This window comes from Streptomyces sp. AK02-01A (assembly GCF_033795305.1).
In the GTDB taxonomy this organism is placed as follows: Bacteria; Actinomycetota; Actinomycetes; order Streptomycetales; family Streptomycetaceae; genus Streptomyces.
Genome location: NZ_JARBAE010000048.1, coordinates 25,372 through 50,239 on the forward strand (window position 1 = coordinate 25,372; position 24,868 = coordinate 50,239).

21 protein-coding genes and 1 pseudogene are annotated in these 24,868 nt (G+C 69.6%); 10 read left to right on the top strand and 12 right to left on the bottom strand.

All coding sequences use genetic code 11. The features are described from left to right. Positions 1–64: 64 nt before the first annotated feature. The 7 genes from PV679_RS30640 to PV679_RS30670 all read right to left on the bottom strand — a co-directional run bounded on the left by PV679_RS30640 (position 65) and on the right by PV679_RS30670 (position 7,928). On the bottom strand, positions 65–859 hold the full coding sequence (locus PV679_RS30640) for a thioesterase II family protein (RefSeq protein WP_319683887.1): 795 nt from the start codon (positions 857–859) through the stop codon (positions 65–67). Further along, on the bottom strand, positions 856–1,950 hold the full coding sequence (locus PV679_RS30645; RefSeq protein ID WP_319683889.1) for an alpha/beta hydrolase: 1,095 nt from the start codon (positions 1,948–1,950) through the stop codon (positions 856–858). The genes PV679_RS30640 and PV679_RS30645 overlap by 4 nt, the downstream gene beginning before the upstream one ends. Continuing rightward, positions 1,947–2,747 carry a 2-oxo acid dehydrogenase subunit E2 gene (locus tag PV679_RS30650; protein WP_319683890.1) on the bottom strand — a complete coding sequence of 267 codons (801 nt, stop codon included), beginning with the start codon at positions 2,745–2,747 and terminating at the stop codon, positions 1,947–1,949. Before PV679_RS30650 ends, PV679_RS30645 begins: the two co-directional genes overlap by 4 nt. Continuing rightward, complete coding sequence (locus PV679_RS30655; protein WP_319683891.1) at positions 2,744–2,971, bottom strand: acyl carrier protein; 228 nt, start codon at positions 2,969–2,971, stop codon at positions 2,744–2,746. The genes PV679_RS30650 and PV679_RS30655 overlap by 4 nt, the downstream gene beginning before the upstream one ends. Beyond that, positions 2,968–4,917, bottom strand: a complete 1,950-nt coding sequence (locus PV679_RS30660; RefSeq protein WP_416069839.1) for an HAD-IIIC family phosphatase — start codon at positions 4,915–4,917, stop codon at positions 2,968–2,970. The genes PV679_RS30655 and PV679_RS30660 overlap by 4 nt, the downstream gene beginning before the upstream one ends. Continuing rightward, entirely contained in the window at positions 4,914–5,948 is a 1,035-nt protein-coding gene (locus PV679_RS30665) for a 3-oxoacyl-ACP synthase III family protein (protein WP_319683894.1), read from the bottom strand. The genes PV679_RS30660 and PV679_RS30665 overlap by 4 nt, the downstream gene beginning before the upstream one ends. A gap of 396 nt (positions 5,949–6,344) precedes the next feature. Next, positions 6,345–7,928: a GMC family oxidoreductase gene (locus tag PV679_RS30670; protein ID WP_319683895.1), complete on the bottom strand. Its 1,584-nt coding sequence runs from the start codon at positions 7,926–7,928 to the stop codon at positions 6,345–6,347. Positions 7,929–8,445: 517 nt separating this feature from the next. On the opposite strand from PV679_RS30670, the gene PV679_RS30675 reads away from it, so the two are divergent. Then, positions 8,446–9,441 (top strand): patatin-like phospholipase family protein, encoded by a 996-nt coding sequence (locus tag PV679_RS30675; protein WP_319683897.1) that lies wholly within the window; start codon positions 8,446–8,448, stop codon positions 9,439–9,441. Between the two features lie 181 nt (positions 9,442–9,622). Continuing rightward, complete coding sequence (locus tag PV679_RS30680; protein ID WP_319683898.1) at positions 9,623–10,573, top strand: oxidoreductase; 951 nt, start codon at positions 9,623–9,625, stop codon at positions 10,571–10,573. A 520-nt stretch (positions 10,574–11,093) separates the two neighbouring features. On the opposite strand, the gene PV679_RS30685 is transcribed toward PV679_RS30680, so the two are convergent. After that, a complete protein-coding gene (locus tag PV679_RS30685) occupies positions 11,094–12,059 on the bottom strand; it encodes an SDR family NAD(P)-dependent oxidoreductase (protein ID WP_319683899.1) in 966 nt (321 codons plus the stop codon). 179 nt (positions 12,060–12,238) lie between these two features. On the opposite strand from PV679_RS30685, the gene PV679_RS30690 reads away from it, so the two are divergent. Further along, positions 12,239–13,135 carry a helix-turn-helix transcriptional regulator gene (locus tag PV679_RS30690; RefSeq protein WP_319683901.1) on the top strand — a complete coding sequence of 299 codons (897 nt, stop codon included), beginning with the start codon at positions 12,239–12,241 and terminating at the stop codon, positions 13,133–13,135. A gap of 43 nt (positions 13,136–13,178) precedes the next feature. Here PV679_RS30690 and PV679_RS30695 read toward each other — a convergent pair whose 3' ends face one another. After that, on the bottom strand, positions 13,179–14,084 hold the full coding sequence (locus tag PV679_RS30695; RefSeq protein WP_319683903.1) for an AraC family transcriptional regulator: 906 nt from the start codon (positions 14,082–14,084) through the stop codon (positions 13,179–13,181). 193 nt (positions 14,085–14,277) lie between these two features. On the opposite strand from PV679_RS30695, the gene PV679_RS30700 reads away from it, so the two are divergent. The 3 genes from PV679_RS30700 (at position 14,278) to PV679_RS30710 (ending at position 16,584) form a co-directional block, all read left to right on the top strand. After that, entirely contained in the window at positions 14,278–14,595 is a 318-nt protein-coding gene (locus tag PV679_RS30700) for a putative quinol monooxygenase (RefSeq protein WP_319683904.1), read from the top strand. A gap of 92 nt (positions 14,596–14,687) precedes the next feature. Then, on the top strand, positions 14,688–15,656 hold the full coding sequence (locus PV679_RS30705) for an alpha/beta hydrolase (RefSeq protein ID WP_319683905.1): 969 nt from the start codon (positions 14,688–14,690) through the stop codon (positions 15,654–15,656). Positions 15,657–15,825: 169 nt separating this feature from the next. Continuing rightward, positions 15,826–16,584 carry an SDR family oxidoreductase gene (locus PV679_RS30710; RefSeq protein ID WP_319683906.1) on the top strand — a complete coding sequence of 253 codons (759 nt, stop codon included), beginning with the start codon at positions 15,826–15,828 and terminating at the stop codon, positions 16,582–16,584. A gap of 120 nt (positions 16,585–16,704) precedes the next feature. Here PV679_RS30710 and PV679_RS30715 read toward each other — a convergent pair whose 3' ends face one another. Continuing rightward, positions 16,705–18,327 (bottom strand): putative glycoside hydrolase, encoded by a 1,623-nt coding sequence (locus tag PV679_RS30715; protein ID WP_319683907.1) that lies wholly within the window; start codon positions 18,325–18,327, stop codon positions 16,705–16,707. 198 nt (positions 18,328–18,525) lie between these two features. Here PV679_RS30715 and PV679_RS30720 point away from each other — a divergent pair, with 198 nt between their 5' ends. The 4 genes from PV679_RS30720 to PV679_RS30735 all read left to right on the top strand — a co-directional run bounded on the left by PV679_RS30720 (position 18,526) and on the right by PV679_RS30735 (position 23,267). Further along, positions 18,526–19,515 carry a polysaccharide deacetylase family protein gene (locus tag PV679_RS30720; RefSeq protein ID WP_319683909.1) on the top strand — a complete coding sequence of 330 codons (990 nt, stop codon included), beginning with the start codon at positions 18,526–18,528 and terminating at the stop codon, positions 19,513–19,515. Positions 19,516–20,012: 497 nt separating this feature from the next. Continuing rightward, positions 20,013–20,519: a DinB family protein gene (locus tag PV679_RS30725; protein WP_319683911.1), complete on the top strand. Its 507-nt coding sequence runs from the start codon at positions 20,013–20,015 to the stop codon at positions 20,517–20,519. Positions 20,520–21,087: 568 nt separating this feature from the next. Next, a complete protein-coding gene (locus PV679_RS30730) occupies positions 21,088–21,855 on the top strand; it encodes a hypothetical protein (protein ID WP_319683913.1) in 768 nt (255 codons plus the stop codon). A gap of 83 nt (positions 21,856–21,938) precedes the next feature. Further along, positions 21,939–23,267 carry a PQQ-binding-like beta-propeller repeat protein gene (locus PV679_RS30735; protein WP_319683914.1) on the top strand — a complete coding sequence of 443 codons (1,329 nt, stop codon included), beginning with the start codon at positions 21,939–21,941 and terminating at the stop codon, positions 23,265–23,267. A gap of 40 nt (positions 23,268–23,307) precedes the next feature. Here the strand turns inward: PV679_RS30735 and PV679_RS30740 are convergent, their stop codons facing one another. Together PV679_RS30740 and PV679_RS30745 are read right to left on the bottom strand one after the other, a co-directional pair. After that, complete coding sequence (locus PV679_RS30740; protein WP_319683915.1) at positions 23,308–24,414, bottom strand: WxL protein peptidoglycan domain-containing protein; 1,107 nt, start codon at positions 24,412–24,414, stop codon at positions 23,308–23,310. A 145-nt stretch (positions 24,415–24,559) separates the two neighbouring features. After that, a pseudogene (locus PV679_RS30745) lies at positions 24,560–24,868 on the bottom strand (metallophosphoesterase); the annotation flags it as partial.

A 24,868-nucleotide genomic window follows, 5' to 3' on the forward strand; every position in this document is an offset into this window, starting at 1 on the left:
GAGGGTGCCTCCGCTTTTCAATGGGCCGGTGCCCGCCCATGGGCACCGGCCCTCCGCGGGCCGCTCAACGCGCCACGGTGGCCATACGGGCCACAGCGCCGCGCAGCGCGCGGAAGAACTCCTCGGGCGACTCACGGAAGAAGAAGTGCCCGCCGGGGACCCGGTGCAGCCGGTAGCCGGCCGGAGCGTGCGACTCCCATGCCGCGGCGTCCCCGGCCGGCAGCAGCGGATCGTCCGTCCCCGAGAACACCTCGACCGGACAGGCGAGTCGCGGCAGATCCGTACGCTCGTAGCTGGTGCAGACCCGCAGGTCGTCACGGACCTGATCGGTGGCCGCGGTCAGCCAGTCCGGGTAACGCAGCATCATCTCGGACATCCCGCCGATACCGATGAGCACCCGCGCCATCTCCTCGTCCGACATCGCCTTCGTGGAGGCGAGGACGGCGGGCAGATGCGGCGCCGGACAGGCACCCACCAGCAGCCGTTCGGGGAGACGTTCACCGCGCCGCTGACGCGACAGCGTCAGGTTGTGGGCGACCGCGCCTCCCATGCTGTGGCCGTAGAACGCGAACGGTGCGCGCAGCGCCGGGCCCAGTACCCGGTTCAGCACACCGGTCAGCTCGGCCATGTCCGTGATCCGCGGTTCCCTGGCCCTGGTCTCCCGGCCTGGGAGCTGGACCGGCAGCACCACTACATCGGGGCCCAGTTCACGCTGCCAGGAGGCGTAGGCCGTGGCGCCGCCGCCCGCGTGGTGGAAGCAGAACAGCCGGAGCCTGCCGTCGTCCGGCGGTGACACGGCGAGATAGTTCTCGAAGCCGGCGCCGACCGGGGCGACTCCCTCGCGGCCCGCGCCGGTCACGCGCCCGCTCCGGCCGGCCGGCGCCGGGCGCGCCGCAGCCTCAGCAGAGTGGCGAGGGCCACCCGCTGGAGGTTGCGCACCCGGCGCATGCGCAGCACCGACAGAATCGTCCACAGCCGCGCCTCGGCCGCGTAGTGGGGTGATCCGTGCACGTCGTCGTTCTCCAGGATGTCGAGATGGCGCAGTTGCCGGCGCAGCCGGACAGTCTCCCCCGGCGGGATGATCTCGTCCCGCCGGCTGGCCAGATAGGCCACCGGGATGTCCAGCGAGGCCAGTTCGGAATCCGTCAGGGCCCAGCCGGTCATCCGGGCCAGGGCCTCCTCTCCCTTGATGCCGGCGAGATGGCCGAGGGTGTCGACGGTGACCCGGGGCAGCGCCCGGCGCCATATCGTGTCGGTGAAGAAGTCGCTGACCGGCGCGCCCGAGGTGACGATGCCCCGGATCCGGCGGTCGTCCAGGGCGTGGCGCAGCGCCAGATGGCCGCTGAAGCTGAGCGCGACGGCGTAGGTGTGTCCGACATCCGCGCGGTCGGCCAGCGCGTCCAGGACGGCGCCGAGCATCCGCGGGCTGTTCTCGTCATAGCTCAGGGTGTTCTCACCGACGCCGGGCATCTCGGTGACGACCATGGCCATACCGAGCCGACGGGCCTGCACCAGGACCGGTGCCCACTGCTCCTTGATGGTGACGATGCCGCCCATGAACAGCAGCAACGGCCGCGGGCCGGCCTGCGACAGACCGGACGTCCAGCAGCGCACCCTGCCGCCGTCCAGTTCCACATCGAGCCGCTGGATGTCCGGGTGGTCCTGCCGCCACCGGTCGAAGGTGCGTACGCAGTTGTCCAGGGCCGCGCCGCGCGCGGCGCCGTCCACGTACGGGAAGCGGGCCATGTTGTAGTAGCGGCAGGCCTCCAGGAGATCGCCGGTTCGCTCCAGGTCGGCGGCGTCCCGGCTCCACTCCGCGGCCCACGAACCGGTCGCGCCGTCATGGTCGTTGTCGATCCGGCGGAGCAGCGCCCGGCAGCGCCCCGGGTCGAGGTTCTGGGCCCGGGTGTGCACGATCACGAACTCCTTGAGCTCGTCGACGTCGTTCACCGTTCGCCTCCCTTCCCGGCCGCCACGGCCTGCGCCGCCGCGGCGGGCGGCGCGTCCTCCTGGAAGCCCTCCAGCGCCGTCTTGATCTCGCCGAGGATGTCGGCGGCCTCCGCACCGTCGATCACCCGGTGGTCGAAGGTGAGGTTGAGCCGCATGACCGGCGCGATCCGCACGGCGTCGCGGCGCACGACGGGCCGGTCGGTGACCTGGCCGAGGCCCAGCGTGACGGTGGTGCCGCCGACCGAGTGGAACCCGTCCACCGGCCGGTGGCCGAGCGAGCTGACGGCGAGCGTCCCGAATTTCCCGGCGCGCCGGGACAGCGGCCGTACCGTACGGGCGTAGGCCAGCCGCGCCACCGGCCAGGGCAGCCGGTGCAGGGTGTGCACCCCGGCGAACTCCGGCATCGTCGCGGGGTCGCCGTCGCGGTAGTGCTCCACCTGTCGCTGGATCTCGTGGAGAGCGGTCTCCTCCAGGCGCGGCAGTACGGCGGCCAGCACCACCCGTCGGCCGCCGACGCGCTTGTCCAGCGCGATCTTGCCGCTCACCGACGAGTAGCGGGCGATCTTCGGCAGCAGCCGGCCATGGATGGCCGCGTTGGCCTCGGGATGCGCGGCGATCACCCGGGACGCCGCATACAGCACATAGCTGAGAGTGGAGACCCGGCGGCCGGCGGTGCGGTGCTCCTCGATCCGGGTCATATCGACCTCGGTGTCCAGGAACACCGGCTTGTGGCCGCGTATCTCGTCCAGGAAGTAGAGGGTGTGGCGGCGCTGCCGGGCGACGGGTGCGGTACTCATACGGCCACCGCCAGCCGGTACACCGCCGCGAGACTGCCGGCCTCCAGCACATCGGGGATGGAGATCGCGCGGCCGGTCCGCTTCTCCAGCGAAGTGATCAGCCACAGCAGATGCAGCGAGTCCCAGCCCGGCAGTTCGTCCAGGCTCCGCGTGGCGTCCTCAGGGCCGATCGGCAGCCCCAACTCGTCACGCAGCAGCGCGATGAGCTCATCGATACTGTTCACCAGGCGTCCCCTTCGAAGCTCGCGGTCAAGCTGATGTGGTCCGGCACGGCCGGTGGATCGACAAGGCGGTGTACGAAGAACTCCGTGGCATCGTCGTCGTCCACCGCTCCAGCGGCTTCGCCCGGCTCCGCGAGCGCGGTGCGGTCGACGGGAGTGAAACCATGACGCGGATAGAAGTCCTTGACCACGCCGTTCTTCGCCGACTTGCGGTACGTACCGACGACGGCGCGGGCCCCGGAGCCGGCGGCCTGCCGCAGCACGGCCGCCAGACACGCCTGCTCGATGCCGCGGGAGAAGACCCGGCAGCTGAGCAGGAAGTTGTCGATGTGCAGCCGCTCGCCGACGGTGCGGGTGAAGACCACGCCCACCAGCCCGTTGTCGCCGAACCGGTCGGCGGAGTGGATGGCCAGCACCCGGGTGTCCGGGCCCTGGGCCAGCCGCCGTACCTCCGCCTGCTGCAGTCGGCGGGTGGTCAGATTGAACTGGTTGGTGCGCAGGGTGATCTGGGAGACGCGGGGCAGCTCCCGCTCGGCCACGGCCGCGAGTCGTACCGTCACCTCCAGTTCGCGCAGATAGTCGTCGAGGGAGGAGAAGGTGTGCAGAAAGTCCGCGCGCACCAGCTCCTCGCGGTACTTCTCGGTACGGCCGCGGTCCGCCTCGGTGACCTCGCGGGTGTCGAACCAGCCGTCGGCCAGCAGCCGCGCGGCGTGCAGCGCCGGCTCCCCGTCCACCGCGATCACCGCGACCTCGGGCAACTCCCTTGACACCAGGCCGCGTTCGTAGGGGCTGTCGTCGATGAACACAAAGCTGTCGGCGTTCAGGTTGAGCGCCTGGGCCAGCTCCCTGATGTTCTCCGACTTGGGCCGCCAGTTGGCGACGACGCGGACGAAGTCGTCCTCGCGGAGCACCATGTCAGGGTGGTCGCGCAGCACCTGGCGCACCGTCTCGGCCTCGTTCTTGCTCACCGCGGCCAGCAGTACGCCCTGGCAGGTGAGTTGCTTGACGACACGCTGGAAGGACCGGAACGCCTCGCCGCGGTAGCTGCCGGCCACCTCGATGCCGTCCGGCCCCTCCTCCCCGAGAATCCCGCCCCACAGCGTCTCGTCCAGGTCGACGACCAGCACCTTCTTCGTACGGCCGAGCAGCCCGCGGGCCAGGTGCGCGGCCTCGCGGGCGTAGCGGGCCAGCAGCTCCGTGGACAGATGGGCCTTGGCGTAGACGCTCATCCTGGGGTCGCTGACCGGCACTCCTTCGGCGATCAGCGGATCGAGGTCGAGCACCACGACGGCCTGGTTGCGCTCGGCCAGCCTCAGCAGCCGGGCGTTGGCCTCGCGCCAGACGGCGCCGAGGACGGCACGCGAGCGGTGGTCGACGAGCTGGGCGGCGAAGGAATACGGCAGCGGCAGGGTATTGAGCAGCAGCGTGCCGCGGCCGTCCGACTCGAAGCGGGCGGCCAACTGCTCGATGAGACGCAGCTTGTCGTCCAGGGCCCGGGCCACGTCCGCCGGCGTCCAGGGCAGTGGCACCTCGTCGAAGACGACTTTCGCGTCCAGTACGCAGGCGACCAGGGCCGGCGCGGCCGCGTACAGCGCGCTGCCGGGGTCCGCGAGATCGAAGACATAGGAGTCGAATTCACCGACGAAGGGCCGCAACAGCACTCCGTGCCGGGCGAGTTCCACGGTCAGCGCCGGGACGAGGGAGGAGAGCGTGCCGTGGCCGGTGACCGCGATCGTGATCGTCGGTTGGCCGGGATGCGCCCGCAGCACCTCGTCGACCTCGATTCTGCTCAAAAGCTGTCCGGCGGGCAGCAGTTGATCCTCGGACAGTTCCTTCAGCAGCCGGGGCAGGTCACGGTAGGCGGCGGCGAGACGGCCCGAGCGGAACAGGGAGCGCAGCTCCTCCGCCGCCTCGGCGGGCCCGGCGGTCGTGGTGGTGGACACGCTCAGACCCCTTCCAGGGCGAAGCCGGACTTGATCCACTTGCTGGACTCGACGGCGATGCCGATGGCACGCTCGCCGGGCCCCAGCGCACCGACGAGGCGTTCGAGCTGGAGGAACGGCAGCGCGTTGCCCGTGTTGGCGGTGTCCGCGACACAGGTGATCTCCCGGGCCCCCGGCAGGTCCAGCCGCTTGACGATCTTTCCGGTCATCCGGCCGGAGAGCTGCGGCGGGAGCAGATAGCCGACGTCGTCCGGCTTCCAGTCCAGCGACTCCAGCAGCTCCGCCAGGATCTCCGCGGCCATCACCGGCACCCGCTCCTCGATCGCCTTGTAGTCCTCGGCGACCCCGGCCCCCTCCGGGGGCTTGCCCTGAGCCGGTCCGTACCACCGCAGGACCTGTCCCGGCTGCTGCCCGAGCCCGGTGAGCCGGTTGAGCACCCGGCGGATGGCGGGGCGCCCCGGGGCGGGCTCGGTGGTGAGCACGGCCGCCCCGGCCCCGTCCCCGAAGAGCACCGCGTTGACGAGCTCCTCCGGCCGCAGACTCATCAGGTCGGCGCCCAGGTCGAAGAACTGGGCACACACGTCGCCGCCGAGCACCAGCGCGTTGGTGTGCCCGGCCGACTGCAGCATCCGACGGCCGACGTCCAGTGCCTGCACGGCGCCACAGCAGCCGGACTGCAGCTGATAGGTCGGTACGTCGTTGATACCGAGGCGGTCGGCGACGAGATTGACGGTGGCCGGCATCAACTGGTCGGGGGTCGCGGTGCCCATGACCAGCACATCGATCTCACCCGGCTCCAGCCCGGCCGCGGCCAGCGCGCGACTGCCCGCCTCCGCTGCCAGCTCCGTGAGAGAGACGGCGAGTTCTCCGGAGTCCAGGTCGATCGCCAGATGCCGGGAGCGGGTACCGATGAACGCGTCCACCCACTGCTCCCACAGCGTGTCCATGCCGAAGCGGCGGGCCAGGGCGGAGTTGTCGATGGGCGGGCCGGGAAGAGCGCTTCCGACCGAGCGTATATGGATATCCGGGACGTCCATTGCGGTCCTTCCTCAGGTTCATCGGCTCCCGGCGTCATCGTGCGGAGCACGTCTAAAGGCCGACTTACGGTGGGCTTAGGCGGGAGGCGGGAGGCGCTCCGCGCGTGGAAGGCGTGGGTCGGTCCACGGGCGGCGCGGTCGGCGCGGGCCCACAGCTCGGTGTCGCCGGTCTCGGCGGCCGTCGTGCGCGGCTCCTCGGTGACGAGCGCGCTCAACGCCTCGTCGTCCAGCGGCACTTCGGGGATCCGGCCAGGGCCGACGCCGGCCGCCCAGTCGGACGACACCCGGTCAAGTTCGCCAGGCCAACTGTCGGCGTCGAGAGGTGTTTTCTCAGGCCGTCGCGCGGCCGCGCTTGGCGCTCCACGGCACAACCGGACGCCCCGACGGCCCTGGCGATCAGCGCTGAGGAGCGGCCGTGGAGTACTGATCGGCGGCGATGAGCGAGGCTGCCCGTTCCGCGATGCCGTAGACGGCCGGCATGGTGTTGGCCGCGGGAACGGACGGCATGACGGACGCGTCGGCGACCCGGAGACCGGTGGTGCCGTGGACGCGGAGGTGAGGATCGACGACGGCCATGGCGTCCGTGCCGATACGGCAGGTGCCGACGGCGTGCCAGTACGGGCAGTAACTGTCCCTGAGGTAGTCGCGGAGCGCGCCGTCGCCGGTGATCTCCGGGCCGGGATGGACCTCTCGTAGCCGCCACGGGTCCAGCGCGTGTGCCGCGCCGATCTCCCGTGCGATCCGCAGATTGGTGAGCATACTGTCGAGATCACGCGGGTCGCTGAGATAACGCGGCTCGACGAGTGGGGCGGAGTCCGGTGCCGGGCCCGTGAGCCTGACCGCACCCCGGCTCTTCGGGTTCATCACGGAGAAGGCGATCGTGTAGCCGTTCTCGGGCCCGAAGTAGGGCGGGAGATGGCGGGCATTGCTGAACATGATGAATTGCAGAGTCGGGCGCGGTCGGCCGCCCGGACCCAGGTACTCCGTGTGCTCGGGATCGCGGATGATTCCGCTCGCCTCGGCGTGGTTGTTCCGCCCTGGCGGGACCGGCTGTGCCGCTTCGTAGGAGACACCGGTGAGCGGATGGTCGTGCAGATTCGCGCCGACGCCCGGGAGATCGACAATCGGGTCGAGCCCGACGTCCCGGAGATGGGACGCGGGGCCGATCCCGGAGCGCAGGAGCAGATGGGCGCTGCCGACCGTGCCTGCCGTGAGGATGACCTCTCCTGCCGACAGAGCGGTGTGGACAGCGGTGTGACCTCGGCCCTGGGCTGCGTACTCGACTCCGGTGCACCGGCCGTCTTCGACGAGCACCCGGTTCACCAGTGCGTCGGTCACGATGGTCAGGTTGTCCCGGCTCCGGACCTCGGGCGTCAGATACGCGCCGGCGGCGGTGACACGACAGCCCCGCGCGATGGCCAAATCGTGCAGGCCGAGGCCCTCTTCGAGACCGCTGCTGGGATCGGTGGCCTGAGGCAGGCCGACTTCGCGGGCCGCGTCGAGCAGTGCGGCGGTGACGGGATTGTGGTCGGCGGCGGCCCGTACGGTGAGCGGGCCGTCGGTTCCGCGCACCGCGGCGTCCCGGCCGATGGCGTTCTCGGACCGCTTGAAGAAGGGCAGAAGGTCGTCGAATCCCCATCCCGGAGCGCCCTGGTCGGGCCAGACGTCATAGCCGCTCCGGTGCCCGCGCACGAACACCATGCCGTTGATGTCGGTCGAACCGCCGAGCCCTCTGCCACGCGAGAGCAGGGTGGACCGGTTGGTCGTCTCATCGAACACCAGATCGCCGCAGTCGGCCGGGCTGCCGATCAGGTTCGTCCATGTGTGCGGAACGACCGCCGCTTCCGGCATCTCTTCGGGCCCGGCCTCGATCAGCAGAACGCGTGCCGCGGGCTCTTCCGAGAGCCGCGCGGCCAGTACGCACCCGGCCGTTCCGCCTCCGACGACGATGTATTCGTATGCGCGCTCCGCCTGTCGCACCACTGAAACCTCCGGTTTCCGCGGCTCCCGAACGATCCCCGAGGCGCTACCAGCCTAGGCCCTGTCTGACACATCCCGCCTGGCCTGCGACGCCTGGTACGCACGCTCACCGCGTTGTCGGAGTCATCCGAGTACGTCCAGTGCACGGATGATCCTCCGCCTTGGGATCGCACGCACCAGACGTCGCGGGCCCCGCCCTCCGGGCGGACGGCGCTATGTGTCAGACCCGTCCTAGGCCCGTCTGACCCATCCCGCCTCCGCCCGACCGGGCACTGCGGCAGCTTTCCTCGTCTGACGCTCAGCCCAGTCACCTAAGCGGCCGATCCACCGGTCGGGACTTGGCATTTGGCGACCCAGAGCATGCGACTAACCGGCTAGTTGACATCCGGCGACACTCTCGCTTCAATTTAACTATCCGGTTGGTCGACAGGAACGACCGAGTGCGGCCCGATGGGCAGTGCGTGCCATGACGTGGTGCGTGGCCGCGCGTCTCACCAGCGAAGAATGGAAGAAGCAGATGACTACGAAGACCGCTCGCCGCCCTCTGGGACGCGTCCTCGGTACGACCGCGGCGCTGGCCACCGTGGCGCTGGTCGTCACCGCGTGCTCGTCTCCCGCCTCCACGCCGTCCGGCACATCCGGCACCGCGTCGAAGCCGGAGCGGCCGCGCGTCGGGATCATCCTCGGAGGCGGCGGCGAGAGTGGCGTCGCCTGGGAAACCGCCGTGCTCGCCGCATTGGACGACAAGGCGCGGCTGACCCGCGACACCGTCGATGTCGTCGTCGGCACCTCGGCCGGCGCGATCGCCGGGGCCTACTTCAGCGCGGTGGACGACCTCGGCCAGGTCGTCGAAGCCCAGCGTGCCGGAAAGGGTGTCTCCGCACCGGTACCGGCCGGTAAGGGCGATCCCCTACCCAAGGACGTCATCGCCGCGCTCAGCTCCACCCAGGGAACCATCGAGGAACGGGGCAGGAGGATCGGAGCGCTGGCGATGAAGGCCAAGACCCTCATCTCCGGCCCGGACCTGGTCGCCTACGTCGGTTCGGCGCTCCCGGACAAGGAATGGCCCGCACTCGACTTCCGGGCCACCTCCGTCAATGCCGGGACCGGCGAGACCGTGCTGTGGAAGAAGAGCGACGACGTCCCTCTCGCCGCCGCGGTCGCCTCCTCCGCGGCGGTTCCCGGCTTCCTGCCCGCCATCGAGATCGACGGACAGCACTACACCGACGCGCCGCGTGCCACCTTCTCCGCCGGTCTGGTCAAGGAGAAGAAGCTCGACGCCATCATCTACATCGGCATGCCCACGCCCAACCTGTCGAACACGGTGGAGGAGGAAGCCCTCTCCACGCTCGAAGACGAGGGCCTGAAGGTTGTCCGGATCACCGGCGGAGAAGGCACCGACAAGCTCATTCGTGACGCCCTGAACCCGAAGATCAAGCCGCTGGCGGTCACGCTGGGAACGCGGGACGGCGCCGACGCGGCCAAGAACGTCGCCGCGCTACTGCACAACTGACAGCGCCTCAGCGGGCCCGGACGCGGCCGGCCCCGGCGGAGACACGGATCCCGCCGAGGCTCGATCCGTGCCCCGGCCCGGCGCGGAACCGACCCGCCGACATCCGACGGCCGAGAGGCGATCCGGGCACGGCATGCCTCAGCCCCGCCGTCGGACGAACACAGACTCGAAAGGACACACCATGAATTCCACCTCCCGCGCCTCTGCCGCACCCTGGACGCCGGACGCGATCGCCGACCAGCAGGGCCGGACCGCTCTGATCACGGGCGGCAACAGTGGCATCGGCCTGGAGACCGCCCGCGTGCTGGCCCGCCACGGCGCCCGCTTGATCCTCGCCGGCCGCAGCCAGAACAAGCTCGACGAGGCTGCCGCCGGGCTTCGAGGCGAGCAGCCGGACGCGAAGATCACGACCGCGGTCATCGATCTCGGCGACCTCGCCTCGCTCCAGCAGGCGAGTAAGCGCCTGGCCGAGACGGAGACCATCGACCTGCTGTTCAACAACGCGGGCGTGATGAACATCCCTGAGCGCCGCACCACCAGCGACGGCTTCGAGCTGACCTTCGGCACCAACCACCTCGGGCACTTCGCCCTCACCGCGGGGCTGATGCCGGCCCTGCTCCGGTCACCGGCCGCACGGATCGTCACGGTCAGCGCGATCGCCGCGACCTGGCGCATGGGACGCCTGGAGGACCTGATGAGCGACCGCCGCTATGGAGCGATGAGCGCGTACGCCAAGTCCAAGCGCGCCAACGTCGTCTTCACCCAGGAACTCGCCCGCCGCCTGACCGGCACCAGTATCGAGGCCCTCGTGGTCCATCCCGGCTCCGCCATGACAAACCTCCAGCGCCACAGCCAGGGTCCGCTGTCACAGCTGATCGTCGCCCTGACCTCGCGCACCGTGATGGGCTCGGCCGAAGGCGCGGCCTGGCCCTCGCTCTACGCCGCCACCAGCCTCGACGCCCACAGCGGCCAGTTCATCGCGCCGGCCGGCCGCGACCAGACCGCCGGCAGTCCCAAGCCTGTCCCGCTGCCGCGCGGCGCCGACGACCCTGCCGAGGGCGCCTTCCTGTGGACCGAAAGCGAACGCCTCACCGGCATCCACTTCCTCTCCGACCCCACGGCTCTCCGCTGACCGTCCTCGGGAGAGGGCCTCGGCAGGACCCGCGTAGTAGCTGAAGGTGCCCGCGTTCATCTCGTTGGCCCTCCACACGGTGTCGTTCCTGGAGAGCCGCAGTCGGGCGTCCAGAAACATCGCGGTGCCCGGATAGTCGCTGACGGTGACGACGCAGTTGTAGCCGTTGGAGCTGTTGTACGTGAGGAACGTGTGACCGTCGTAGGTGTCCATGGAGTCGATCACGCTGTAGCCGGAGCCGCAGGCGCCGTTGTAGGAGGCGGCGTGTGCGGTGCCGGTGGTGGCGGCCATTCCGGCGACGGTGAGGCCGAGGATGGCGGCTATGGATCCAATTCACCTATGTAAACGCATAGTTGAGTCCTTGTCAGAGCCATTGGTGACCAAATGCGATCATGTCGAGGGAGCAACAAGGTAAGCAACAGGTAAAACGTGACCTGCGTCACCGCTCTTACGAGGCGGCTCGGTGGTGTGCCGTCAGGTGCGACCGGTGGCGCTCACAGGCGGGCGGGTCCGGTACTGGTCAGTGACCGCGGCGGGCGGCGTCGATCATGTCGAGGGAGACCTGCCACAGGCGCGCCGCCTTCCGCGCGTCGAGAGCGTAGGCGGCCACGCCGCGGCGGATGCCCGGCTGGTGCGGGCCGGCCTCGTCGCAGTCCTCGAAGTACCGGCCGGTGACACCCTCGACCAGCGGTGAGGCCGCGAGCAGTACGGAGGTGGCGGCGCCCTGCTCGGTGTTCTTCACCGACACACCGTCGCTCCGTCCGGGCTCGAAGGAGGCCGGGGCGTTGATGGCCGAGCCGATGTGCCGGGAGAGTCTGGTGTCGGCGATCCGGCCGGGGTTGAGGGCGTTGACGCTGATGCCGTCGGCCGCCCAGCGCCTGGCGGCCTCGACAGCGAACAGGATGTTGGCGGTCTTGGACTGGCTGTAGGCGGCCCACGCGTCATACGGCTGGTGCTCGAAGTTGATGTCGTCGAAGAGGACCTCGCCGTTGATGTGGCCGACCGAACTGACCACGACGACCCGGGCGTCCCCGGCCGCCTTGAGGGCCTCGCGCAGGCCCGTGGTGAGGACGAAGTGGCCGAGGTGGTTGGTGGCGAACTGCAGCTCCCAGCCCTCGGCGGTGCGTGTCTCCGGCGTGGCCATGACGCCTGCGTTGTCGACCAGGATGTGCAGCGGGCCCTGCCACGCGGTCACGAACGCGGCGACCGACTCCTGGTCGGACAGATCGAGCGGCGCGACCAGGACCCGGCCGTTGCCCGTGGTGCCGGTGATGTCGGTGGCGGTCTTCGCACCTGCCTCGGTGTCGCGGACGGCCAGCGTGACCTCGGCGCCCGCGGCGGCCAGGGCCCGCGCGGTCTCCACGCCGATGCCCGAGGAGCCGCCGGTGACCACCGCGCGGCGGCCGGCCAGATCGACGCCCGCGACGACCTCCGCGGCGGTGGTCCGTGCGCCGAACGGAGTGGTGACGCGTCCGTGGTCGGTCATGGGATTGGCCTCTCTGTGCGTCCCGCCGCCCGGCGGCAGGAGGAAATCGTGCCCTTCTGTTTCCAGACAAGCACCAGAAGCGGCTGGTCAGAGCGCCGGAAGAGGCATGGCCCAGCCGGGGGTCCGGCAGTACCCCTTTACGGTCGAGGCCGACGCGGTCGGCGCCGTAACGTGAAGACATGGATGACCACCGGCCCACGCCGAGCAGCCGGAGCAGCGAGCTCGGAGAGTTCCTGCGCACCCGCCGCGCCAAGATCTCTCCCGAGCAGGCCGGCCTGACGCCCGCACCGACGGTCCGCCGGGTGCCGGGGCTGCGCCGGGAGGAGGTCGCGCAGCTCGCCGGCGTCAGCGTCGACTACTACGTACGGCTGGAGCGCAGCCGCAACGTCAACGCCTCCGAGGCCGTGCTCGACGCCATCGCTCGCGCGCTGCGGCTGACCGGAGACGAGCGCAGCCATCTGTTCGCCGTGGCCCGGCCCGCCCGGACGCGGCCCCGCCCACTGGCGCCGCAGCGGGTCCGACCCGGGCTGTACCGGATCCTGGAGACCCTGAGTGAGGTCCCGGCGCTGGTCGTCGGGCGCCGGACGGACATCCTCGCCTCCAACGCGCTGGCCCGCGCCCTCTACACCGACTTCGACGCCCTGCCCCACCGCGAGCGGAACATGGCCCGCTTCATCTTCCTCGACGAAGGCGCCCGCACCCTCTACCAGGACTGGGAAGGCATCGCTCGCACCAGCGTCGCCGCCCTGCACCTGTACGCCGGCCAGCACCCGCACGACCCTCAGCTCGCCGAGCTCATCGGCGAGCTCTCGCTGCGCGATCCCGACTTCCGCACCTGGTGGGCCGACCACGACATCCAGCGCCGCACCTACGGCACCAAGCACTTCCACCACCCGCTGGTCGGCGACCTCACTCTCGACTACGAAGCCCTGGACGTCACCGGCGACCACGACCAGGTCCTCGGCATCTACACCGCCGAACCCGGCACGCCCTCCGAGCAGGCCCTGCGCCTGCTCGCCGCCTGGACCAGCGAGCCGGCCACACCGCATCGCGCGCACCCGTCGGCGCAGGACTGAAACGTAACTCGTCGTACGCGTAACTCGCCGTACGCGTGATACGTCAGGGAAGGACACCCGCGGTGGCGGGCACGGCGTGGCGCAGGCCGGCGGCGTCCTGGCTGGGCGGTGCGCCGAACTGGCGGCGGTATTCCCGGCTGAACTGCGACGGACTGTCGTAGCCGACCCGGTGACCGACTCCGGTGACGTCGTTGGGACGGGTGGCCAGCAGCAGCCGGGCCTGCTGGAGCCGGATCTGCTTCTGGAACTGGATGGGGCTCATCGCGGTCACCGCCTGGAAGTTGCGGTAGAAGGCGGAGACGCTCATGCCGGAGAGCTGCGCCACATCCTCGACCTTGAACGGCTGCGCGTAGTGCTCGCGGATCCACCGCACCGCGCGCGCGACATGGCTGAGGCTGCTGTCGGCGAGCCCGAGCTGGCGCACGATGTCGCCTTGTTCACCGGTGATCAGCCGCCACAGGATCTCGCGTTTGACCAGCGGCGCGAGCACCGTCCGGTCGCGCGGCTCGTCGAGCAGGCGCAGCAGCCGGACCACGGCGTCGAGCAGCGCGTCCGGAGCGTCGCTGACCGCGATGCCCGGCACCGCGCTTCCGCCGGCGCGCGGAGCGTCTCCCGGCCCGGCCTGCAGCAGCAGTTCGGCGACGGCGGACGGTTCCAGCGTGAGCCCGAACCCGATCGCCGGATACTCGGGACTGGCCTCGGTGAACTGGCCGGTGACGGGCAGGTCGACCGAGGCGACGAGGTACTGCCCGGCGTGGTATTCGAAAACCCGGTTGCCCAGCGCGAGGCGTTTGGCGCCCTGCGCGATGACCGCCAGCACCGTGCCGGACATCGACGGCGCCGGTGGATCGGACCGCTCGACCTTCGAGATGAGTACGCCGTCGATGGCGGTGGTCCAGTCGGGCCGCGCGTGCCGGACCAGCAAGGTGCGGAGCTCGTCGAGGTACATGCCTTCATTGCAGCACACCACCGGTCGCCTGCTCCCAGGCGGAAGAGAATCGTGCAAGTCCTCGCGAGCATCGTTCTATCGTTTCCGCAGGTCAGGCGGGTTGAATGGAATCACTGGAGCCCAGGGCGGGACCAAAGAGCTCCCGCTCCAGGACCGCACACGCACATTCCGCCGACCGCAGAAGAAGGTAGCCGTGATCGCCACCTACGGATTCAACGCCACTTTGACCGCCAAGCCCGGACTGGCTGATCAGCTCGTCGACCTGCTGCTGACCGGCCTGGACGAAGGAAGTCCCGGCGCGAGCGAATACTGCGTCGTCTACCTCGTCAGCCGCTCGGCGTCCAACCCCGACGTGGTCCACATCACCGAGGGCTGGACCAGCGAGGAGGACCATCACCGGATCTTCGCCGGCGAGGCCGCTCAGAGCATCGTGTCGCGGATCGACGGAATGCTGGCCAAGGAGTCCGAGTACACCGACTACGTCCCGGTCCGCGGCAAGGCCGCCTTCTGAGACCCGTGGACCGATCGGCCCGTCCTTCCTCGCTCCTCCATCCGGTCCGACGGCCCCGCGGCCCTCGACCCCGCACACGAAAGGTGGCCACCATGACCCTGGCACGCCCCGACCTGGACCCCGAGCTGCGCGCGCTGCTCGCCGACATGCCGCTGATGACCCGGCTCAGCCCCGACGTACTCGCGCAGCTTCGTCTGCTCCCGCCGACGCCGGTCGAGCCGCTTCTCGAAGGTCGCTCGGTCGACCGGCGCGAGGTCACCGTGCCCGGCGCGGACGGTGCGCGGATCCCACTGTCGATCTTCAGTCCCGCCGGGACCGAGCGCTCCACCGCGGCGCCGTGCGTCTACTGGATGCACGGCGGCGGAATGATCATGGGAGATCGCTTCTCGCAGATCGACATCCCGCTGGAGTGGCTCGACCTGTTCGGCGCCGTCGTCATCTCCGTGGACTACCGGTTGGCGCCGGAGGCCACCGGCACGACCCTGGTCGAGGACTGCTACCAGGGCCTGCTCTGGATCTCCGAGCACGCCGACGACCTGGGCATTGATCCCGCCCGCATCATCGTCGCGGGCGCCAGCGCCGGCGGTGGCCTCGCCGCCGGAGTCGCTCTGATGGCACGCGACCTCGGCACTCCGGCGGTCGCCGCCCAGATGCTGATCTGTCCCATGCTCGACCACCGCAACATCACCACCTCAAGCCGGCAGTACTCCGGCACGCCCGGCGTCTGGACCCGCGAGATGAACGAGTTCGGATGGCGATCCGTGCTCGGTGGCCGCACGGACGAGCAGGTGTCCGGCTACATCTCGCCCGCCGTGGCCGACGACCTCTCGGGCCTGCCGACCACCTACATCGACGCCGGCTCGGCCGAGGTCTTCCGCGACGAGGACATCGCCTACGCCGGCCGGATCTGGGCGGCCGGCGGCCAGGCGGAACTCCACGTCTGGGCCGGCGGGTTCCACGGATTCGACGCGCTCTATCCACAGGCCCGGATCTCGGCCGGGGCGCGCCGGACACGCGACGACTGGCTCAGGCGCGTCCTGACCCCGGCTTCCGCCGTATAGCGCCGCGCCATCGAGCACAGGACACCGACGGATCAGGTCCCGTCCGGCGTCCTTGGACATCCCGGCAGCACAACTGCCGAGCCACTCAGAGCAATTCGTATGTCACCACCGTCCTGTCGGTGTCCACACCGGGCATCGGCAGAGGCTCCACCACAACAGGAGGAACAGCATGAAGGTCGCGGTCGTCACCGGCGCCAGCTCCGGTATCGGGCGGAGCGCGGCGATTCACATCGCCAGGCGCGGCACCGGAGTGATTCTGACCTACAGCAACAATCCGCGAGGAGCGCTGGAAACGGCGGCCGCGATCGAGAAGGAAGGCGGCACGGCCGTCGCACTGAAGCTGGACGTCGGTGAGACGGGCACCTTCCCGGCCTTCCACGAGTCCGTGGTCGGCGTGCTGCGCGACACCTGGCAGCGCGACACATTCGATTACCTGGTCAACAACGCCGGCTTCGCGCATACGTCGTTGCTGGAGGACACGACTGAGGAAACGTTCGACAGGCTGATGCGGGTCCTGCTCAAGGGTCCGTACTTCCTGACCCAAAGCCTGCTGCCGCGGATGGAGGACGGCGGGGCCGTCGTCAACACGAGCAGCAACTCGGCCATGGCGTCCGGCCTGGAGCCCGGTTACTCGGCCTACGCGTCGATGAAGGGCGGCCTGAACGTACTGACCCGCTACATGGCCAAGGAGTTCAGCACGCGAGGCATCCGCGTCAACGCCGTTTCGCCGGGTTCGACCCGCACCCGGATCGCCGACGACGCCTTCGACCGGTTTCCTGAGGTCATCCCGGTCCTCGCGGCGAAGACCGCTCTCGGCCGGGTCGGCGAACCCGACGACATCGGCGCGATGATCGCCACCCTGCTCTCCGCGGAGAGCGGCTGGGTCACCGCCCAGAACATCGAGGTGTCGGGCGGCTACAACCTGTAGTCCGCTTCGCACCGGGCAATCCTGGGACGCGTCTCACCGGCCGGAGAGGCGGACTCGCGACCTGCCGCGAGTCCGCCCCTGCCACCATCTATGCCGGGAACACGGCTCTCGTCTGCCGCGTCAGTGAGCGGCGATCTGCTGGAGCGCCGCGCCCTGGTAGCGGGCACCGGCGTTCCAGAGGATGAAGGAGTCCATCTTGTTGGCCGCCGCGGCCTTGATCTGTTCGGCCACCTGGGTCGGCCCGTAGGTGCTGCCCATCGAGAAGTCCTGGAGCCACGGGACGATCGCGGTCTGGGTGCCCTTCGCCTGGCGGGCGAAGTCGGCGAGCGAGCGCTGCACGATCGCGTACGGAGCGGTGTCGGGGTTGGCTACGCCGTACTCTCCCGGGCCCCAGTGGGACGGGTAGACCATCGGCGCGATGTAGTCGCTGACCTTGACCAGGGCGGCGATGTCCTGGGCGATCTCGGTGGGCCGGGTGGCGGCTATGCCGAAGACCGAGACGCCGAGGTACTTGGCGTGCGGGCGCATCGCGGTCCGGGTGTCGGCGACGAAGGAGGTGATGGACTGCTCCGGTGTGGCGGTCCCGATGCCCGGGAAGCGCATCTTCGACAGCGGTCCGTCGGGGCGGCGCACGTAGTCGTAGAGGATGTCGTCGAAGCCGAGCTTGGACGCTTCGACGGCGAGGTCCTGGTTGTACTTGCGGACCGTGACGTCGGCGAAGTTCGTGAAGGCCAGGGCTCCGTAGTGGCCGCCGGCGCCGTAGGGCTGACCCTCGGGCGTCAGCACGACCTGGTTGTGCTTGCCGGCCTTCCAGGCGGCCGTGGCGAGCTTGGGGTCGCGGAAGGCGACGATGCGGCCGATGACCTGGGCGCCTGCCGCGTGGATCTCGGCGATCGCCTTGCGGGCGTCGTAGTAGCCCTTGGATGCGCCGATCTGACGGGCCAGCGGCACCTGGGAGGCGTATCCGACCTCGCCGTCCTCGTCCTTGACGTCCAGTTGTACGGCGTTGAGCTTGCCGCTGCGGACCAGCGCGAGGATGTTGCCGCGCAGGGTGTCGTTGCCCCAGCCGATGGCGGTGATGTGCGCGGCGCGGATCATGGGACGACGGCCCCGGGCGGACACGGCCTTGGTGGTGGTGTTTCCGGCCCGGTCCACCGCGGTGAACTGCACGACGGGTGTGCCCTTGGGCACTGTGATCTTGAAGGCGCCGGCCTTGTCGACGGAAACCTCCTTGCCGTCGACGGTCACCTTGGCGTCGGTGGCGGCCTTGCCGGTGATGGTCACGGGTCCGGTGACGTTCTTGACGTCGGGTTCGGCCACCTTCAGGTCGGGAGCGGTGGTGTCCACCATGAAGTCCACGACCTCCCGGTACGAGGCGAAGGGCAGACTGCTCGCGCCCTCCACCACCAGGGTGTGACGGCCCTCGGCCAGAGGCGGGAGGGCGAGTTTCAGACGGGCACCCTCGGGCTTGACCGCGACCACCGCTCCGTCGAGGGTGGCGCGCACCTTCTCCTGAGCGCCGGCCGCCTTGGCGTCGAGGTAGGCGCTGACCCGTGCGGCCCTGCGCCCGTCGAGGACGGCGCCGTCGGCGAGACCCTGCACGCCCGGTCCCGATACGAAGAAGGTCCAGCCCACTCCGCCCAGTGCGAGCACTACGGCCGTCGCTATCAGGGCGCGCCGGCGGGCCGGCCGGCGGTGGCGGTAGGAGTAGTCGGAGTGCGGTATGTGTCTCTTAGCCATCATGGCGCCCTTCGTGCTGTGGCCGGGTGGTCTCTCCATTGATTGCCGCACGGCGTGTCGGTCCTCCTGTTCTGACCGGATTTCACACGAACAGCCGAGTTCGGGCCCGGCGTGGTGACTGCGCCATCCAGGGGACGGTGCGGTACGGGGGCTCCCGCGGCCGGTAGGGATGGCGCGACACGTTCGCCTTGGAGGTCCCTCATGCGCCACCCACTCGTCCCGCTCTGCGCCCTGGCAGGCGCCGCTCTGCTCGCCTCGGGCTGCTCCCCGGGGTCGTCACCGGTCGCCTCACCGGCGGCGTCCAGCCCTGTCGCCCTGAAGAACCCGGCGGAGGTCGGCGCCGACGAGCTCGGCCAGGTGCCGGTGCTGATGTACCACCAGCTCACCGAGAAACCGGCCAGCGTCTACGACCGCACCCCGGCCGACTTCCGGGCCGAGCTGGAGCGCCTCGCCCGGGAAAAGTACGTGCCGGTCACCGCCCGGGACTTCCAGACGGGCCGCATCGACATCCCGGCCGGAACGCACCCGGTGGTCCTCACGTTCGACGACTCGACCAACAGCCAGATGCGCCTCGGCCAGGACGGCAATCCGGCACCGGACACGGCCGTCGCCATCCTGGCGGAGACGGCGAAGAAGTATCCGGCGTTCAAGCCGGTGGCGACCTTCTTCGTCAACGCGGACGCCTTCTCGGCCACCGGTTCCGCCAGGGCGCTGACCTGGCTGAAGGCGCACGGACACGAGGTCGGCAACCACACCGACCGCCACCAGAACCTGCGCTCCCTGGACCAGGCGGGCGCCTCGGGAGCCATCGCCGCCGGACAGCAGGCGATCGAGAAGGCCGCGCCCGGGACCCGGGTCACGTCCCTCGCCCTGCCCTTCGGGGCCATGCCTCAGCCGGCCGAGGTCGCCGCGCGGGGAACGGGCTACCGCTACGACGGTGTGTACCTCGTCGGGGCCAACCCGTCAGTCTCGCCGTTCGCCAATGCCTTCACACCCAACGCGATCCCACGGATCCGTTCGGCGGGCCCCAAGGACCAGGACGCGGAGTTCGGTTCGTCGCGCTGGCTGGACAAGCTCGCCGCCGGGAAGAACTGGTACGTCTCGGACGGAAATCCGAAGAAGGTCTCCTTCCCACGCACCTCGCAGGACAAGATGGCACCGGCCTTCGCGGCGCGGGCCCAGCCGTACTAATGCCCCTCGCGGCACTCTAGGACGTGTTGCGCAAGTGGCGCCGTCTGCCCGGAGGGTGGGGCCGACGGCGTCCGGCGCGTGCGATCGCAAGGCGGAGGATTGTCCTCGTACTGGACGCACTCGGACGGCTTCGACAACGCGGCGAGCGTGCGTGCCGGGCGTCGCCGACCGAGGGCTGTCCCATATCTGAGGTCTCATCAGCCCGCCCACGGCCAAGGCCCACGTGGGTCGGCTGCTCACCAGGCCGGCGGCCCGTCACCGGGTCCGGCTGGTCATCGTCGCCTACGAGCCGGGCCTGGTATCGCCGTTACGCTGAGCGAGCGCGCTCGCCGTGCGCTGCGCCTCGGGCCTCACCATCGGGCGAGCGGGTCCTGTGACCTCGGCCGTGCGGCAGGGCGGGCGCGTGGGCCGCTGTCGTTCGACGCGACTCGGGCGGGCTTACCGCCCTCGTCCTCAACGGCCGAGCTGCATCAGTAGCCCCCTGGCATGATGCCGGGATGAGTGATCACCAGCGGACCGAACCTTCGCGGACGGCCGACGAGCGCACCTCGCTGACCGGTTTCCTGCAGTACCAGCGCGAGACTCTGGCCCTGAAGTGCGCGGGGCTGACCACCGAGCAGTTGCGGGAGAAGGCGGTTCCGCCGTCGGGGCTTTCCCTGCTCGGGCTGATCCGCCACGTCGCCGAGGTCGAGCGGAGCTGGTTTCAGGTCGTATGGAACGGCGAAGATGTGCGGGCCTACTGGCCGGGGACAGTGCATGGCACGTTCGCCGAGTTCGACAGCGAGGCAGCCGATCCTGACGAAGCGTTCGCAGTCTGGCGAGCAGCGTCCGCGCGCTCCCAAGCGATCGTGGAAGCCGCCGAGTCCCTCGACGCCACCGTTCAATGGCGTGCTGAGGTGTTCTCCCTCCGCTATGTCCTCACCCACATGATCGAGGAGTACGCGCGTCACAACGGCCACGCCGACCTGCTCCGCGAGCGGATCGACGGAACCACCGGAGAATAGTCGCGGCTTTCAAGTGCTCCCACCCGCAGGTAGTGGGCTCCGTCGGGCGCCGCATTCTCCAGCACGCACGCCCGATCCAAGTGTTGGTTAAGGCTGAGTTCGGGCGCCCGCTCCTCCAGGCCGAGCAGCGAAGCCGTATCAATGATCTTCAACTCGCGAGGCGGCGGTCGATTCAGATGCATCGCCTCATGCTGCTCGACCACACCCACCACGGCCCACCGAGGGCATTCCGCTGCTGCCGAACAGGACGGCAAGCGGCATCTTGATTCCCGGCGAGCCCTTAGGATGCCCAGTTGTCGACCGAGGGGGCGGGGCAACGATGGCTCGTGAAACGGAAGATGACGGTGCGTCGGACCGGCAGGCCCAGGCGTCCAGCGGATGGGCGCCTCCTGGCGTACCTCCCGGCCCGCCCTCGGAGGGCCCGGCGGCCGTCCCGCCCACCCGGACGCCGTCGACAACCTCCGGCAGCGGCCAGAGGCATCCGTCTCAGCCGAGGGACCCAGGTCCCGGCGGAGCTTCGCCGGAGCGGGAGGACAAGCCGTCGCGAAGATGGGACATCATCGCCGGTTTGCTGGGAAGCGGGCTTCTTCTGGTCCTTGGGTCTCTCTACGGACCGTGGGGCACCGCTCTGAGTTCATGGGTAGAAGACGCTTTTGGTCTCGGGAAGGCCGAGGTCAAAATAGTGGCTCTGCCGGTCGTCTCTCCGTGCGACCAGCAGTGGGCCATACCTCCCGGGCGATACGGCGCGGCACTCGACGAATTCCGGCAGCGCGCGGACGGGGACTGGCAGACCGAGAGCCTTATCGCCTGGTTGAAGAAGCATGACGCCGTAGCCCAGAACACGTTCACTCTCTATCTCGATACATCCACCACCGGAAAGAAGGCGACACTTCATGACATCCGGGTCAAGGTGATCAGCCGGAAGGAGACTCCGCGGCTGAAACCGTTCCGTCCCGGCTGCGGTGGCCCGGGCTACTACCATTCCTTCAGCATTCCTCTGCGCCAACTCCCGGTCGGCCGGGCCGTCTCGGTACGGGAGATGTATCAGAGGTGGCCGGACCAAGTCGCGTTGGGGGCCGAGGCGATGGCGGGCGCCGAACTCGACCAGCTCGGCGCGGACCGTGCCCGTCCTCTGCAGCTCCCGCTCACCATGTCGAGCGACGACCCCGAGAGTCTGAGAATCCTGGCGGTGGCCGAAGACGGCTACTACGCATGGGAACTCCAACTGGTCTGGGCCGTCGCCGGGGAGAACCCGGAGACTCATACGGTTGACTTTGACGGTGCTCCCTTTCGGACCGCCGCGGAACAGACGCGGGCAGGGGCGGAGCACCCGTAGGCATGGATACGGGCGCGGACGAGAACGACCGCACGCGGCGGAGCCGCCAAGGGCTCTCGCGACGGCTCCTCGTGGTCGGCGCCATGGCGGCGGCGCTCGGCGCGGGGACCTGGCTCTACCGCTCCGGACAGGGGAAAGCGACCTTTACCGGGAAGGATGAGCCTCCATTCAGGGTGATTCCGCTGACCCCGAGCGCGGAACCCGCCGGGACGGCGCCAGGCTGGCCTGTGAAACGTGCCCCGAACTCCGCGGTTCCCGCTCTTGGGGACAAGATGCTCTACAGCGCCGAATGGGGCGGCCGGATCCGCGCCTTCGACAACGTGTCGGGGAAGGAGCGTTGGCGGTACACGCCACCGCCTGAGGTCGTCCGCCACAACGATGTCGAGCAGGACACGCCGCTACTGGGCGATGGAGTGGTCGTGACGGTCAGGTCGGGCTCCGGCCTACCCGCACTTCTCGCTCTGGATGCGTCTGACGGCACTTTACTGTGGTCCCGCCCCACCTCCGCTGCCCCGTACTTCACTCGGTGGCGGGACCTGGTGATCTACGGGGAGAACGGCGAGGCGAGCGCGCCTCCGGACATCGGTACAGCGCGGGTACGCGCCCTGCGGGCAGCCACGGGAAAAGCCGTATGGGAGGCCTCGGTTCCCAACATGAGTCGAGTGATGCCTCTGGAGGACTCGGTTCTCATCATGTGCGTCGACGCGGACTGGAACAGCCGAGTCCACGCCATCGCCCCCACCACCGGGCAGTTGTTGTGGAGCAGACCTGTCGAGATGAATTACCCCTCGGGAGCCCCGGTCCGGAATGGGATTCTGGTGGGTACCAACACCCTGCCCGGCCGAGAGGGCCGGCTCACCGCACTGCGGGTCTCCGACGGCGCCGAACTGTGGACCCGTACCTTCAACACTCTTGAGCCCGAGACGGCACTGAGCGAGCGAGGCAAGGTACACGCGGTGGCCGACGGGCGGTTCATCGCGCTCGACGCGCACACCGGCCGCGAGATCTGGTCTCGTGCGCTGCGCGGAGATGCCGTACCCCACAAGCCTCTTCTCTACAGAGAGCTGCTGTTCACCGCTGAGTTCACGGGGCCTGCCGCCGCGGACGGATCCGGCACCGGGGTGCGGCTCCTGTTGCTCGATGACGCCACTGGAGCGGCGCGCGGATCCTGGGAAAGGCAGGCCATGGGAATACCTGTCATAGCGGGGAACGACACGCTCTACGCGACATGGATCAGCGAGGATCAGACGAGGAAGGAGCTGGTCGCGATGAGCCCGGACTCCGGAGAGCAGCTCTGGTCGCTCCCTGTGAGAGACGGCGAAACCTGGGAGATTCGGCAGGAATTCCTCTACGTGTACGGCTCGGTGCTCGACCGGCTCCAGGCACGGACAGGCATGCCCGCGCACGGGTGACAGAGCCGGTCCAGGGTTCCTCCGGGGTGTGGCCGGACCGTCAGTGTGAAGAGGGCTGGTCCTGGGACGACCGCGCCTCGGTGGTGGAACTGCGCAGTGCCTTGGTGACGGCGTCGGAGATGGCCTGTTCGACCTTGCGCTTGCGCCGCTTGCGCAGTAGCGGACAGCCGCATGCGGCTGCGATGACGGCCGCCAGCACGATCAACTGCCCCCAGGGCCAGGCCCACAGCGAGTGGGACGCGGTGGCCTCGTCTGCCTGGAGAGGAGGCAGGTCGTCCGAGGCGATCGGCCGCAGGATGACGTCGGTGTCCAGCCGGAAGGCGGGCCAGATGCCGGTGACGGTGACGGTACGGGTCAGTGAGCTGCCGGGCAGGACCTCGGGCAGGTCGGCGACGCGGGCGTTCTGGCTGATCAGGCCGAACAGTCCGCTTGTCCTGATCAGTTGGTGGGCCTTCAGCCGGACGTTTCCGGTGTTGGCGACGGTGTAGGTGACATGTGTGCTGCCTCTGCCGACCGGGTTGAGGGTGCCGCGGTAGGCGGTGTGGACATCGGTGACGGTGAGGGCCGGCGAGAGCGGTCCCGCGACCCGGAGGTAGAGGCGGGAGCCCAGCCGGCGGTCCAGCCGGACGGTCTTCCCGTCGGTCTTGGTGATCAGTGAGGTCACAACGCCACCTGAGTGGTCACCGGGTGTGGCCTTGGCGGGGACCGTGAGGGTGAAGGGCACGACCGCCGACTTCTGGCTCTTCAGTGTGAGGGTGCTGGACCTCATGGTGATCCAGGAGCCGACGTCGCTCGGCTTCTTGTCCGCGGGCAGGAGATCGATGCCGCCGCTGGGAGTGGTGAAGGCGTCGCTGGCGTAGACCCGGAGCTTGATGGTGGTGTCGCTGCGGTTGACCACGGCTATGGCGTCGGTGACACGAGAGCCGGGTGCGAGGGTGTAGGTGAAGCGGTTACGGCCCGTGCCGACAGGCGTGTCCGCGGGCGCGGCGCCCCAGGAGATCTGGTCTCCTGCCGCCACGGGCGTGGATGCCGTCGTCGTCGGTGCGGCCGTGGCCTTCGGCGGAGTCCACAGCAGTGTCACGAGCGCCATCAGCATGGCGGCGAGAATGTGGCGCGGTACGGCCGGTGTGGCGGATCTCCTGGTCATGGTTTCTCTCCGTCGTCGTCGAGCGGCCGACCGCGCCCTGAAAGGAGCGCGGTCGGCCGCACGCGATGTCTCACGGCCCCGGTGGGCCGCCTGGAGTGGCGGCTGTGCGGGGTTGTGTTGGTGTGTTGGTGTGTTGGTGTGTTGGTCAGCTGAGTGCGGTGAGGGTGAGGGTGGTGGTGTAGGTGCCGGGTTGGGTGGTGGTGGGCAGGCGTAGGTCGAGGGTGGCTCCGAGGGTTGCGGTGCCCTTGGTGTGGCCGGTTGTGGCGGAGCCGAGGGTGGCGGAGTCGGCGAGGCCGTTTCCGGTGTCGATGCCGGGGGCGGTGGTGGTTCCGGGCTGGGCGCCGGCTCCTTCGGCGAGGACGGAGGGGGTCCAGCCGAGGTACTTGCCGGACAGTCCGCCGGTGAAGTCGCCGGCCTGGCCGGAGACGGACCAGGCGGGTGCGCCGGCGCGGGT